The organism is Citrobacter sp. Cpo061 (genome assembly GCF_030332845.1).
Taxonomy (GTDB): domain Bacteria; phylum Pseudomonadota; class Gammaproteobacteria; order Enterobacterales; family Enterobacteriaceae; genus Citrobacter; species Citrobacter portucalensis.
Genome location: NZ_JAOWHB010000041.1, coordinates 79,822 through 94,216, shown reverse-complemented (window position 1 = coordinate 94,216; position 14,395 = coordinate 79,822). Strand labels below are relative to the sequence as shown.

General features: G+C 51.8%; 11 protein-coding genes. 9 read left to right on the top strand and 2 right to left on the bottom strand.

The window, feature by feature from the left end:
• Window positions 1–85: 85 nt before the first annotated feature.
• Entirely contained in the window at window positions 86–1,096 is a 1,011-nt protein-coding gene (pyrD, locus tag OGX97_RS11280) for a quinone-dependent dihydroorotate dehydrogenase (RefSeq protein WP_003831973.1), read from the bottom strand.
• Window positions 1,097–1,339: 243 nt separating this feature from the next.
• Here pyrD and ssuE point away from each other — a divergent pair, with 243 nt between their 5' ends.
• The 5 genes from ssuE to ssuB are packed head-to-tail and all read left to right on the top strand — an operon-like array spanning window position 1,340 to window position 5,590.
• Window positions 1,340–1,915: an NADPH-dependent FMN reductase gene (ssuE, locus tag OGX97_RS11275; RefSeq protein WP_235124379.1), complete on the top strand. Its 576-nt coding sequence runs from the start codon at window positions 1,340–1,342 to the stop codon at window positions 1,913–1,915.
• The gene (locus tag OGX97_RS11270; protein ID WP_048235698.1) at window positions 1,908–2,882 is read left to right on the top strand and encodes a sulfonate ABC transporter substrate-binding protein; all 975 of its coding nucleotides are present in this window, start codon (window positions 1,908–1,910) and stop codon (window positions 2,880–2,882) included. Before ssuE ends, OGX97_RS11270 begins: the two co-directional genes overlap by 8 nt.
• Window positions 2,879–4,024 carry an FMNH2-dependent alkanesulfonate monooxygenase gene (gene ssuD / locus OGX97_RS11265; protein ID WP_008784276.1) on the top strand — a complete coding sequence of 382 codons (1,146 nt, stop codon included), beginning with the start codon at window positions 2,879–2,881 and terminating at the stop codon, window positions 4,022–4,024. The genes OGX97_RS11270 and ssuD overlap by 4 nt, the downstream gene beginning before the upstream one ends.
• A 10-nt stretch (window positions 4,025–4,034) precedes the next feature.
• Window positions 4,035–4,826 (top strand): aliphatic sulfonate ABC transporter permease SsuC, encoded by a 792-nt coding sequence (ssuC, locus tag OGX97_RS11260; RefSeq protein ID WP_235124381.1) that lies wholly within the window; start codon window positions 4,035–4,037, stop codon window positions 4,824–4,826.
• On the top strand, window positions 4,823–5,590 hold the full coding sequence (ssuB, locus tag OGX97_RS11255; protein WP_008784274.1) for an aliphatic sulfonates ABC transporter ATP-binding protein: 768 nt from the start codon (window positions 4,823–4,825) through the stop codon (window positions 5,588–5,590). Before ssuC ends, ssuB begins: the two co-directional genes overlap by 4 nt.
• A 96-nt stretch (window positions 5,591–5,686) precedes the next feature.
• On the opposite strand, the gene pepN is transcribed toward ssuB, so the two are convergent.
• The gene (gene pepN / locus OGX97_RS11250; RefSeq protein ID WP_071444989.1) at window positions 5,687–8,299 is read right to left on the bottom strand and encodes an aminopeptidase N; all 2,613 of its coding nucleotides are present in this window, start codon (window positions 8,297–8,299) and stop codon (window positions 5,687–5,689) included.
• A 266-nt stretch (window positions 8,300–8,565) separates the two neighbouring features.
• Between pepN and pncB the strand changes: the two genes are divergently transcribed.
• From pncB to aspC, 4 genes are all read left to right on the top strand, one after another.
• On the top strand, window positions 8,566–9,768 hold the full coding sequence (gene pncB, locus OGX97_RS11245) for a nicotinate phosphoribosyltransferase (protein ID WP_003836860.1): 1,203 nt from the start codon (window positions 8,566–8,568) through the stop codon (window positions 9,766–9,768).
• A gap of 166 nt (window positions 9,769–9,934) precedes the next feature.
• Window positions 9,935–11,335 (top strand): asparagine--tRNA ligase, encoded by a 1,401-nt coding sequence (gene asnS / locus OGX97_RS11240; RefSeq protein ID WP_020996514.1) that lies wholly within the window; start codon window positions 9,935–9,937, stop codon window positions 11,333–11,335.
• A gap of 600 nt (window positions 11,336–11,935) precedes the next feature.
• Window positions 11,936–13,012 carry a porin OmpF gene (ompF, locus tag OGX97_RS11235; protein WP_008784270.1) on the top strand — a complete coding sequence of 359 codons (1,077 nt, stop codon included), beginning with the start codon at window positions 11,936–11,938 and terminating at the stop codon, window positions 13,010–13,012.
• Window positions 13,013–13,195: 183 nt separating this feature from the next.
• On the top strand, window positions 13,196–14,386 hold the full coding sequence (gene aspC, locus OGX97_RS11230) for an aspartate transaminase (protein ID WP_003831950.1): 1,191 nt from the start codon (window positions 13,196–13,198) through the stop codon (window positions 14,384–14,386).
• Window positions 14,387–14,395: the final 9 nt, after the last annotated feature.

Here is a 14,395-nt window from a genome sequence, read left to right as displayed (position 1 = left end):
TCAGAATGTTTAAATAAGCAACAGTAAAGGAATATAAAACAACCAGGGCTAGAAATAAAGCCCTGGTTTGTGATTAAGGTAGCATTCAGATATTGCTGACGATTTCTTTTATCAACGGCGGACCTTTAAAAATAAAGCCCGAATAAATCTGTACGAGGGTTGCACCAGCAGCTATTTTCTCACGTGCAGCAATCACCGAGTCGATACCACCAACACCAATAATCGGCAGCTGACCTTTTAATTCCTGAGACAACTGGCGAATAATTTCTGTACTTTTTAATTGCAACGGTCGACCGCTCAGACCACCCATTTGATCGCAATTTTTCATTCCCTGAACAAGAGAACGATCGAGGGTGGTGTTAGTCGCAATTACGCCATCAATATTATGACGAACTAAACTATCGGCGACCTGGATCAGTTCTTCCACAGAAAGATCCGGCGCGATCTTTACTGCCACCGGAACATATTTATGGTGGATCGCTTGCAGATCGTTTTGCTTATTTTTAATTGCCGTCAGGAGATCGTCCAGCGCCTCGCCGTATTGTAGAGTACGTAATCCCGGCGTATTCGGCGAAGAGATATTAATCGCGATATAACCAGCATAAGCATAGACTTTTTCCATACAAATCAGATAGTCATCTTTGCCGTTCTCTACTGGGGTATCTTTGTTCTTACCAATATTAATACCCAGAATACCGTCGAAATGCGATTTTTTAACGTTCTCAACCAGGTTATCAACCCCGTGGTTATTAAACCCCATGCGGTTGATCAAACCTTCTGCATCGACCAGACGGAACAGACGCGGTTTATCGTTACCCGGCTGAGGGCGTGGCGTCACGGTACCAATCTCAATGGAACCAAATCCCATCGCGCCGAGCGCATCAATGCACTCCCCGTCTTTATCCAGTCCGGCAGCAAGCCCGAGCGGATTTTTAAACGTCAACCCCATACAGGTAACCGGTTTTGCCGGTACTTTCTGGCGTACAAGCGCTTCAAGCGGTGTGCCGGTAATGCGACGTAATTGCTGGAATGTCAATTCATGAGCGCGCTCTGGATCGAGCTGAAAAAGGGCTTTACGAACGAAGGGGTAGTACATGAACTCTCCTGGATTCCCGGTGTGCAAACCGGGGGCGTATTATGTGCGATCGCGAGCAAAAAGGGAATTGACCTGCGGCAATAAATAGCAATCGTTTTCCTCGCCTCTGCCTTTTTATTCAATTTCCAACTTTTCTATGCCGTATAAATCATTTCGATAAACAAAATCTCTCTGCCAGACTGCTCAAATTGTTATCAATGTTAACCAAAAGAAAACAATTAGTTATAAGGGGAGAATGAAATTATGCGCGTCATCACTCTGGCGGGGAGCCCTCGCTTTCCCTCTCGATCCAGTGCGTTACTGGAATATGCCCGAGAAAAACTTCACGGTCAGAATGTCGAAATCTTTCACTGGAACCTGCACAATTTTGCCCCGGAAGACCTGATCTATGCTCGTTTCGACAGTCCGGCGCTGAACACATTTATCGAACAATTGCAGGATGCAGACGGGCTGATTGTCGCAACACCAGTCTATAAAGCCGCTTACTCTGGCGCCCTGAAAACCCTGCTCGACCTACTCCCCGAGCGGGCGCTGGAAGGGAAAGTGGTTTTGCCGTTGGCGACCGGCGGCAGCGTGGCGCATTTACTTGCCGTCGATTACGCGCTGAAACCGGTACTGAGCGCATTAAAGGCCCAGGAGATCCTGCACGGTGTGTTTGCCGATGATTCACAGGTGATTGATTATCAGCATAAACCTCAGTTTACGCCCAACCTTCAGCAGCGTCTGGACAGTGCGCTCGATACCTTCTGGCTGGCGTTGCATCGTCGCGATGTCCAACTTCCTCAACTGAACACCCTGCGAGGTGCCGCTCATGCTTGATTTTCTCAGGCGTCACACGTCATGGCTGGCACTGACCGGGTTGTTGTCGCTGTCAACGCTGGGGCATGCCGCAGAATCGGCCCCCGATGCTCTGCGTATTGGTTACCAGAAAGGAAGCGTCAGTATGGTGCTGGCTAAAAGCCATCAGCTACTGGAGAAACGCTACCCTCAGACCAAAATCTCGTGGGTTGAATTCCCGGCTGGGCCGCAAATGCTGGAAGCACTCAATATCGGCAGTATCGATCTCGGCAGTACCGGTGACATTCCGCCGATTTTCGCCCAGGCAGCCGGGGCCGATCTGGTTTACGTGGGCGTCGAGCCGCCCAAACCGAAAGCCGAAGTGATTCTGGTGCCAAAAAATAGTCCGATCCAGAGCGTCGCGCAGCTTAAAGGACATAAAGTCGCCTTCCAGAAAGGCTCCAGCGCCCACAATTTACTGCTCCGGGCGCTGCAACAGGCCGGACTGAAATTTACCGATATTCAACCGACGTATCTGACTCCCGCCGATGCGCGAGCGGCCTTTCAGCAAGGAAACGTGGATGCGTGGGCTATCTGGGATCCCTATTATTCCGCCGCGTTACTGCAAGGTGATGTACGCGTACTGAAGGACGGCTCAGACCTCAAGCAAACCGGTTCGTTTTATCTCGCCGCCCGTCCTTATGCCGAGAAAAATGGCGCTTTTGTACTTGGCGTACTGGATACCTTTAGCCAGGCCGATGCGTTAACGCTCAGTCAGCGCCAGCAAAGCATTACCCTGCTGGCCAAAACCATGGGGCTGCCCGAACCGGTGATTGCGTCTTATCTGGATCACCGTCCGCCAACCACCATTGTGCCAGTCAACGCCTCTGTTGCTGCCCTGCAACAACAAACCGCCGATCTGTTTTATGACAACCGTTTGGTACCGAAAAAAATCGATATTCGCCAGCGTATCTGGCAACCCACTCAGCAGGCAGGAGAAAAATTATGAGTCTGAATATGTTCTGGTTTTTACCCACCCATGGTGACGGTCATTATCTTGGAACGGAAGAAGGTTCGCGCCCGGTCGATCACAGTTATCTGCAACAAATCGCGCAAACGGCCGATCGTCTTGGATTTACCGGCGTCCTGATCCCAACCGGTCGCTCTTGCGAAGATGCCTGGCTGGTCGCCGCTTCGATGATCCCGGTCACTCAGAGATTAAAGTTTCTGGTCGCGCTGCGCCCAAGCGTCACCTCGCCAACGGTTGCCGCACGTCAGGCTGCGACGCTCGACAGACTCTCAAATGGCCGGGCGTTATTTAATCTGGTGACCGGCAGCGATCCGCAGGAGCTGGCAGGCGACGGCGTGTTCCTCGATCACACAGAACGATATGAAGCCTCTGCTGAATTTACTCAGGTCTGGCGGCGACTGCTGCAAGGTGAAACGGTGGATTTCAACGGCAAACATATTCATGTTCGCGGCGCGAAGCTGTTTTTCCCTCCCGTACAACAACCCCAGCCACCGCTTTATTTCGGCGGCTCGTCTGATGTCGCACAAGACCTTGCTGCCGAGCAGGTTGATCTTTATCTGACCTGGGGCGAGCCCCCTGAGCAGGTGAAAGCGAAGATTGAACAGGTGCGAGCCAAAGCGGCGGCGCTCGGGCGCAAGATCCGCTTTGGTATTCGTCTGCATGTGATCGTAAGGGAGACAACCCACGAGGCGTGGCAGGCAGCGGATCGTCTGATAGCCCACCTTGATGACGACACCATTGCCAAAGCCCAGGCCGCCTTCTCAAGAACGGATTCGGTTGGTCAGCAGCGAATGGCTGCACTGCACAATGGTAAACGCGACAAACTGGAAATTAGTCCGAACCTGTGGGCAGGCGTTGGACTGGTACGCGGTGGCGCGGGTACCGCGCTGGTCGGAGATGGTCCGACTGTCGCGGCGCGTATCAACGAGTATGCCGCGCTGGGAATCGACAGCTTTGTGTTGTCCGGATACCCACATCTGGAAGAGGCATACAAGGTTGGCGAGCTGCTGTTCCCGCATCTGGATGTTGCTATACCGGAAATTCCGCAGCCGCAATACCTGCAACAACAAGGTGAAGCGGTGGCAAACGAATTTATCCCGCGCAAAGTCGCGCAAAGTTAAGGAGCGGCTAATGGCAACGCCGAAAAACAGATGGTTATTACGCCTCGCGCCCTGGTTTTTACCGGTAGGTTTGGTGGCGCTCTGGCAGCTCGCATCTTCAATGGGCTGGCTGTCCACTCGCATTCTGCCCTCTCCGGAAGGTGTTATCGAAGCTTTCTGGACGCTTTCCGCCAGCGGCGAGCTTTGGCAGCATCTGGCCATCAGTTCCTGGCGCGCGCTGATCGGATTCTCCATCGGTGGATCGATTGGCCTGACACTGGGACTTATCAGCGGTCTTTCGCGTTGGGGAGAACGCCTGCTGGATACCTCGGTGCAGATGCTGCGTAACGTACCGCATCTGGCGCTGATCCCGCTGGTGATTTTGTGGTTCGGCATTGATGAATCCGCCAAGATCTTTCTCGTGGCGTTGGGCACGCTGTTCCCAATTTACATCAACACCTGGCATGGGATCCGTAGTATCGATCGTGGGCTGGTAGAAATGGCGCGCAGCTATGGATTATCCGGCTTTTCACTGTTTGTTCATGTGATCCTCCCCGGCGCCCTGCCCTCGATTATGGTCGGCGTGCGTTTCGCTCTCGGGCTGATGTGGCTGACGCTGATTGTGGCGGAAACCATTTCTGCCAATGCCGGTATTGGTTACCTGGCGATGAACGCCCGCGAATTTCTGCAAACCGATGTGGTCGTGGTGGCCATTATTCTCTACGCCCTGCTTGGCAAACTTGCCGACATCAGCGCCCAACTGCTGGAGCGAGTCTGGCTACGCTGGCATCCGGCTTACCATGTAAAGGAGGCTACCGTATGAATACCGCTCGCCTGAACCAGGGTACACCGCTGTTGCTGAGCGCCGTGACAAAACAATACGCCGCCAATACAGTGCTCAATCAATTAGATTTGCATATTCCGGCCGGACAGTTTGTTGCCGTGGTTGGCCGCAGCGGCGGCGGTAAAAGTACGTTGCTGCGTCTGCTGGCAGGGCTGGAATCGCCGACCTCAGGCGCATTACTTGCCGGAACCACCCCACTGGCGGAAATTCAGGATGATACGCGTATGATGTTCCAGGATGCGCGTCTGCTGCCATGGAAGACGGTTATCGATAATGTGGGCCTGGGGCTGAAAGGTCAGTGGCGCGATGCGGCCCGAGATGCGCTGGCCGCCGTTGGGCTGGAGAGTCGTGCTCACGAATGGCCGGCTGCGCTGTCCGGTGGACAAAAACAGCGTGTAGCCCTGGCACGGGCATTAATTCATCGCCCCGGTTTGCTGCTGCTGGATGAACCCCTCGGCGCTCTGGATGCCCTAACCCGCCTTGAAATGCAGGATCTGATCGTCTCTTTATGGCAAGAGCACGGCTTTACCGTACTGCTGGTCACTCATGACGTCAGTGAAGCGGTGGCAATGGCCGATCGCGTGTTGCTGATTGAGGACGGAAAAATCGGGTTGGATCTGACGGTGGATATTCAGCGCCCCCGCCGTTTGGGATCGGTACGGTTATCCGATCTGGAAGCGGAAGTGTTGAACCGGGTTATGAAACGCGGCGAGACGGAACAACCGATTCTTCGACATGGATAACCGCTCAGAAAACCAGGCCCGGTAGCGCTTACCGGGCCTTTTGCCGGATGGCGGCGTTACCGCCTTATCCGGCCTACTAAACTACAGGTCAACGTTTCAGGCTAACGCTTTGTCAATCTTCTCGAACAGATCGCCGGAGAGATTCTCCAGACCTTTCAGCTGTTCCAGCGCCGCACGCATTTTCGCCTGACGTTTTGCATCATAACGTTTTAAGCGAATCAGCGGCTCAATCAGACGTGACGCCACCTGCGGGTTACGACTATTAAGCTCAGTCAACATGTCGACCAGGAACTGATATCCACTACCATCTTCCGCATGGAATGCCGCCGGGTTGCTACCTGCAAAGGCACCGATCAGCGAACGGATTCGGTTCGGGTTACTCATACTGAAAGAGCGATGCTTCAGCAGGCCGCGTACCGTTTCCAGCACGTTTTTCGCCGGGCTGGTGGATTGCAGGATAAACCATTTGTCCATCACCAGACCGTCATGGTGCCACTTATCGTCATACTCCTGCATTAGCGCGTCGCGACAAGGTAGCTGCGCCGCCACTGCCGCGGATAGAGCCGCCAGCGCATCGGTCATATTGTTCGCTTCACGATACTGCTTGCTTACCAGCGTGTCAGCCAGATGGGTTTCGCCAAAGGCCAGGAAACGCAGGCAGGCATTGCGCAGCGTACGCTTGCCAATATCGGCATGCTCAACGCGGTACTCATCAAGATGATTAGCGTTATAGATGGCGAGGAATTCATCTGCCAGCTCGGCCGCCAGCGTGCGGGTTAACGCTTCGCGTACTTCGGTTATCGCCACCGGATCGATGATGTCGAACAGTTCGGCTATTTCATTTACTGAAGGCAGCGTCAGGATCTCTGCCGCCAGCGCCGGATCGATTTTCTCATCCAGTAAAATTGCGCGGAATGCATCAGCCACGTGTACCGGCAGCGACAGCGGTTGTCCCTGCTGATGACGGGCAACGTTAAGCTTAATATAGGTCGCCAGCAGGCTTTGCGCCGCGTCCCAACGAGAGAAATCGTTACGCGCATGACGCATCAGGAAGGTCAGTTGCTGATCGCTCCATTTGTATTCCAGTTTTACCGGCGCGGAGAATTCGCACAGCAGCGCCGGAACCGGCTGGAAGTAGACGTTATCGAAGACAAACGTCTGCTCTGCCTGGGTGACGTTGAGTACAGAATTCACCGGGTGCCCGCCTTTTTGTAACGGGATCACTTTCCCTTCGTTGTCATACAACTCGAGGGCGAAAGGTATATGCAGCGGCTGTTTTTCGGCCTGATCCGGCGTGGCCGGCGTGCGCTGGCTGATCGTCAGCGTGTACTGCTCAGTTGACGGATTGTAGTCATCACGCACGGTCAGAATCGGCGTACCGGACTGACTGTACCAGCGGCGGAAATGGGAGAGATCAACGTTAGAAGCATCTTCCATCGCCTGCACGAAATCATCACAGGTTGCAGCACTGCCGTCATGACGCTCAAAGTACAGTTGCATCCCTTTCTGGAAGTTAGCCTCACCGAGCAGGGTGTGGATCATACGAATGACTTCAGCGCCCTTTTCGTACACGGTCAGGGTATAGAAGTTGTTCATTTCAATGACCATATCCGGACGGATAGGATGCGCCATCGGGCTGGCATCTTCAGCAAACTGCAGACCACGCATGGTGCGCACATTGCTGATGCGGTTTACCGCGCGTGAGCCGAGATCGGAACTGAACTCTTGATCGCGGAACACGGTTAAGCCTTCTTTCAGGCTCAACTGGAACCAGTCACGGCAGGTCACACGGTTGCCGGTCCAGTTGTGAAAATACTCATGACCGATAACGCGCTCAATATCGAGGTAGTCTTTGTCGGTGGCGGTATCGGTACGTGCCAGCACATATTTGGAGTTAAAGATGTTCAGACCTTTATTCTCCATCGCGCCCATGTTGAAGAAATCCACAGCGACAATCATATAGATGTCGAGGTCATACTCGAGGCCAAAGCGCTCTTCATCCCATTTCATGGAGTTTTTCAGCGAGGTCATCGCCCACGGCGCGCGGTCAAGGTTGCCGCGATCGACGTACAGTTCCAGCGCCACTTCACGCCCGGAACGGGTGATAAAGGTATCGCGCAGAACGTCGAAATCACCGGCTACCAACGCAAACAGATAGCACGGTTTCGGGAACGGATCTTGCCACTGTACCCAGTGACGACCATTTTCCAGTTCGCCCTGCGCCACACGGTTGCCGTTAGAGAGCAGGAACGGATATTGGGTTTTATCGGCGATAATTTTGGTGGTAAAACGCGCCAGGACATCAGGCCTGTCCAGATACCAGGTAATATGGCGGAACCCTTCCGCTTCACACTGGGTGCACAGCGCTTCGCCAGACTTGTACAGCCCTTCCAGCGCGGTATTGGCCGCTGGGCTAATTTCATTCACGATACGCAGCGTAAAACGTTCCGGCAACTGACTAATGACCAGAGCGCCCTCTTCTTCTTTATACTCTGTCCACGGCTCGTCGTTCACGTGGATCGACACCAGGGTCAGATCTTCGCCATTCAGGCGCAGGGGCACATCGGACGCGCCATGACGGACAGCCTGGCTCACTGCGGTGACCACGGTTTTTTCAGCATCCAGGTCAAAGGTCAAGTCAATATCAGTAATCTGGTAATCCGGCGCACGATAGTCGTGACGGTATTTGGCTTGTGGCTGTTGTGTCATAAAAAAACCTTTAGCATCTTTAATAGAGTCTCGGCTTCAGTCTATTCCTGTTGCGTAAATCGCGCTACGCAGAATGTTCATCTTTTCAGGCACAAACACCCTTTTTGCTACATTTTCATAACACGTGGCACGAATTGCCCTCGACCAGAAAGAGAGCTTATGGTGTGATCGGGGTTCAATAAATCGCTAAACAGGGTATACTCCAGCGGTTTTCTTAGTTGTTTATTGTACTAAACGCTCCCGTGAGAGGATGCTACTGCGCACCTATGACACAATTCGCTTCTCCTGTTCTGCACTCGCTGCTGGATACAGACGCTTATAAGTTGCATATGCAGCAAGCCGTTTTTCACCACTACTATGATGTACAAGTAGCGGCTGAATTTCGTTGCCGTGGCGATGACCTGCTCGGTATTTATGCCGATTCTATTCGTGAGCAGGTGAATGCTATGCAGCACCTGCGACTGCAGGAGGATGAGTACCAGTGGCTCTCCGGCCTGCCTTTCTTTAAAGCTGATTACCTCACCTGGTTACGTGATTTCCGCTATAACCCGGAACAGGTTTGCGTCACCAATGATAACGGTAAGCTAAACATCCGCTTAACCGGACCGTGGCGAGAAGTGATCATGTGGGAAGTCCCGCTGTTAGCGGTGATTAGCGAACTGGTACATCGTTACCGTTCACCTGAATCAGGCGTCCCGCAGGCACTCGATGAGCTGGAAAGCAAACTAGTAGAATTCTCTGCTTTAACGAAAGATGTCGATATGTCCCGCTTCCATTTGATGGATTTCGGTACGCGTCGTCGTTTTTCGCGCGAAGTACAGCAGGCTATCGTTAAACGCCTGCAGCAAGAGCCCTGGTTTGTCGGCACCAGTAACTACGATCTGGCCCGCCGCCTGTCATTAACCCCAATGGGTACGCAGGCGCATGAGTGGTTCCAGGCTCATCAGCAAATCAGTCCAGAACTTGCCACCAGCCAGCGCGTAGCCCTGGCAGCCTGGTTAAATGAATACCCTGATCAACTCGGCATTGCATTGACCGATTGCATCACCATGGACGCATTTTTACGCGACTTTGGCGTTGAGTTCGCTACCCGCTACCAAGGGTTACGCCATGACTCAGGCGATCCGGTGGAATGGGGTGAAAAAGCCATCGCTCATTATGAAAAACTGGGTATTGATCCGCTGAGCAAAACGCTGGTCTTCTCAGATAATCTCGATCTGAAAAAAGCGATTGAACTCTACCGCCACTTCTCTTCCCGCGTACAGTTGAGTTTTGGTATTGGGACACGGCTAACATGCGACATTCCGCAGGTTAAGCCACTCAATATTGTGATCAAGCTGGTGGAATGTAACGGCAAACCGGTGGCGAAGTTATCTGACAGCCCGGGTAAAACCATCTGCCACGATAAAGCATTTGTTCGTGCATTGCGCAAAGCCTTCGATCTTCCGCATATCAAAAAAGCCAGTTAAGCCTTCCAGGGAGCCATTTTGGCTCCCTTTTTCGCGTTTATTTCCGAAATCTTTCACTCCAGCTACGAATTCTGCTTGTCTGATTGCAGATGCCAGGTAACATAGGTATCCCCCCATTACGGGTGGACATGTGTTTATATATCCGACTATTAACAGAGAGAATATTATGAGCGTTGTGCCTGTAGCCGACGTACTCCAGGGCCGCGTAGCCGTTGACAGCGAAGTCACCGTGCGCGGATGGGTGCGTACCCGCCGAGATTCAAAAGCTGGCATCTCCTTCCTCGCCGTTTATGACGGTTCCTGCTTTGATCCTGTACAGGCCGTCATCAATAATTCTCTGCCCAATTACAATCAGGACGTACTGCGCCTGACGACGGGTTGTTCAGTTATCGTAACGGGTAAAGTCGTTGCATCTCCTGGACAAGGACAGAGCTTTGAAATTCAGGCCACTGAGGTTGAAGTAACGGGCTGGGTTGAAGATCCTGACACTTACCCAATGGCAGCCAAGCGTCACAGCATTGAGTATCTGCGTGAAGTGGCGCACATGCGTCCGCGTACCAACATGATTGGTGCGGTAGCGCGTGTACGTCATACGCTGGCGCAAGCTCTGCATCGTTTCTTCCACGAGCAGGGTTTCTTTTGGGTATCGACTCCGTTGATCACCGCTTCCGATACGGAAGGTGCCGGTGAAATGTTCCGTGTTTCTACGCTGGATCTGGAAAACCTGCCGCGTAACGATCAGGGCAAAGTCGATTTCGACAAAGACTTCTTTGGTAAAGAAGCCTTCCTGACCGTTTCCGGTCAGCTGAACGGTGAAACCTACGCCTGCGCCCTGTCTAAAATTTATACTTTTGGCCCGACATTCCGTGCAGAAAACTCTAACACCAGTCGTCACCTGGCAGAGTTCTGGATGCTGGAACCAGAAGTGGCTTTTGCTGACCTGAATGATGTTGCAGGCCTGGCTGAAGCGATGCTGAAGTACGCGTTTAAAGCCGTACTGGCAGAGCGTGCGGATGATATGAAATTCTTCGCTGAACGTGTCGACAAGGACGCGATTTCACGCCTGGAACGTTTCATTGACGCTGACTTCGCGCAGGTGGATTACACCGACGCGGTAAGCATTCTGGAAAAATGCGGTAAACAGTTCGAAAACCCTGTTTACTGGGGTGTGGATCTGTCTTCTGAGCATGAACGTTACCTTGCTGAAGAGCACTTTAAAGCGCCGGTGGTAGTGAAAAACTACCCGAAAGATATCAAAGCGTTTTATATGCGCCTTAACGAAGACGGTAAAACCGTTGCTGCAATGGACGTACTGGCCCCGGGAATCGGTGAAATCATCGGTGGTTCTCAGCGTGAAGAGCGCCTGGACGTGCTGGATGCCCGTATGCTGGAAATGGGTCTGAACAAAGAGGATTACTGGTGGTATCGCGACCTGCGTCGCTACGGTACCGTTCCGCATTCCGGCTTCGGATTGGGCTTCGAACGTCTGATCGCTTACGTCACCGGCGTACAGAACGTCCGTGATGTTATTCCGTTCCCGCGTACTCCACGTAACGCCACCTTCTAAACGTGCGTTATTGTTTCAAAGGCCAGCATTGCTGGCCTTTTTTATACCCTTTTCGTGTTATCTGGATACCCATCTCACGTTAAACACAACCTTTCAATCCCCTCCACCTGTTACGTAATATTTCATCGCAATACATTTGCACAAAAAATAATCAGCAATTTTATTGTGGATTAGCATTTTCTGATTAAATAGTACATTTTTTAGCCTCTCGCACGGCACTCCAGACGTCTAAAAATCGTTACCTGTAAAATCCGAACTTTCCGGCATAACGGAGAAAAAATGACCTTATCAAAATTAAACATAAGAAAATCATATAAATAGAAATAAAAACGAGAATTTTAAGCGCAGGGGCATCCGAAGTTTGACGCTGTTCACAAAGTTGCACAAAAATAACAATTTGTTACACATTTTTTCTTTTTGAAACCAAATCTTTATATTTGTAGCACTTTGACGGTAGCGAAACGGTAGTTTGAATGGAAAGATGCCTGTCAGACACATAAAGACACCAAACTCTCATCAATAGTTCCGTAAATTTTGATTGACGGAATTTATTGGCGGCAGTGGCAGGTGTCATATAAAAACCGATGAGGGTAATAAATAATGATGAAGCGCAATATTCTGGCAGTGGTTATCCCTGCTCTGCTGGTAGCCGGGGCAGCTAACGCTGCAGAAGTTTATAACAAAGATGGCAACAAAGTAGACGTATACGGTAAAGCCGTTGGTCTGCACTATTTTTCCAAGCACAACGGTGAAAATGCCTACGCTGCTAACGGCGATCAGACATACGCCCGTCTTGGTTTCAAAGGGGAAACTCAGATTAACGACCAACTGACCGGTTACGGCCAGTGGGAATACCAGTTCAGCGGCAATAACTCCGAAGGTGGTAGTGACGCTCAGAACGGTAACAAAACTCGTCTGGCATTTGCCGGTCTGAAATTCGGCGACGCGGGCTCCTTCGACTACGGTCGTAACTACGGCGTCGTATACGATGCACTGGGTTACACCGATATGCTGCCAGAATTCGGTGGTGATACCGCTGCTTCTGACCAGTTCTTCTCCCAGCGTAACGGCGGTCTCGCAACCTACCGTAACGCCAACTTCTTCGGTCTGGTTGAAGGCCTGAACTTCGCCGTTCAGTACCTGGGCAAAAACGAGCGTGATGACGTTCGTCGCTCTAACGGCGATGGCGTTGGCGGTTCTATCAGCTACGAATTCGACGGCTTCGGTATCGTAGGTGCTTATGGTGCGGCTGACCGTACCGATGCCCAGCAGAACCCGGCTCTGCGCGGCCATGGCGACAAAGCTGAGCAGTGGGCGACTGGCGTTAAGTACGATGCGAACAACATCTACCTGGCGGCGAACTACAGCGAAACCCGTAACGCTACCCGTATCTCTAACGGTTATGCTAACAAAACTGAAGACGTACTGTTGGTTGCTCAGTACCAGTTCGACTTCGGCCTGCGTCCGTCCCTCGCCTATACCAAATCTAAAGGTAAGGACATTGAAGGTATCGGTGACGTAGATCTGGTGAACTACTTCGAAGTGGGTGCGACTTACTACTTCAACAAAAACATGTCCACCTATGTTGATTACATCATCAACCAGATCGATTCTGACAACAAACTGGGCGTAGGCTCTGACGACACCGTAGCAGTCGGTATCGTTTACCAGTTCTAATAGCAGACCTCTTTGTTAAATGCCTATAAAACAGGACTTCGGTCCTGTTTTTTTATATCTGCTAGCGAATTCTTGCGTCTTAAAAAAACACCTCAGCTTTTCGTCAGTAACGGTTGGCATTTTGTAAATCTACCGTTAACCTGATAGCGGACTTCCCTTCTGTAATCACTATGGAACCTCGTCATGTTTGAGAACATTACCGCCGCTCCTGCCGACCCCATTTTGGGTCTGGCTGATTTGTTTCGTGCCGATGACCGCCCTGGAAAAATAAACCTCGGGATCGGTGTATATAAAGATGAGACAGGCAAAACGCCGGTGCTGACCAGCGTTAAAAAAGCCGAGCAATATATACTGGAAAATGAAACCACCAAAAATTACCTTGGCATTGACGGTATTCCAGAGTTTGGTCGCTGCACTCAGGAATTACTGTTTGGTAAAGAAAGTTCGCTGATCAACGATAAGCGTGCACGTACCGCACAGACCCCTGGCGGCACTGGTGCACTGCGTGTGGCAGCTGATTTCCTGGCAAAAAATACGTCGGCTAAACGCGTATGGGTGAGCAATCCAAGCTGGCCGAACCATAAGAGCGTCTTTAACTCTGCAGGCCTGGAAGTTTGTGAATACAACTATTACGATGCAGCAAACCACTCGTTAGATTTTGATGCGCTGCTGGCAAGCCTCAGCGAAGCGCAGGCTGGCGACGTAGTGCTATTCCACGGCTGCTGCCATAACCCTACCGGCATCGATCCTACGCTGGAACAGTGGCAAACACTGGCTCAGATGTCTGTCGAAAAAGGTTGGTTACCGCTGTTTGACTTCGCATACCAGGGCTTTGCCCGTGGTCTGGAAGAAGATGCAGAAGGTCTGCGCGCATTTGCGGCTCTGCACAAAGAGCTGATCGTTGCCAGCTCCTACTCCAAGAACTTTGGACTGTACAATGAGCGTGTAGGCGCCTGTACGCTGGTTGCTGCCGATGCTGAAACCGTTGACCGTGCGTTCAGCCAAATGAAATCAGCCATTCGCGCTAACTATTCCAACCCACCAGCACACGGTGCATCCGTAGTGGCCACGATTCTGAGCAACGACGCGCTGCGTGCCATCTGGGAACAGGAACTGACTGATATGCGCCAGCGCATTCAGCGCATGCGTTTACTGTTTGTGAATACGTTGCAAGAGAAAGGTGCAAACCGCGACTTCAGCTTTATCATCAAACAGAACGGCATGTTCTCGTTTAGCGGCCTGACCAAAGAGCAGGTTCTGCGTCTGCGTGAAGAGTTTGGTGTCTACGCTGTCGCTTCCGGACGCGTAAACGTGGCAGGAATGACGCCAGACAACATGGCGCCGCTGTGCGAAGCGATTGTTGCAGTACTGTAATCTATCGCG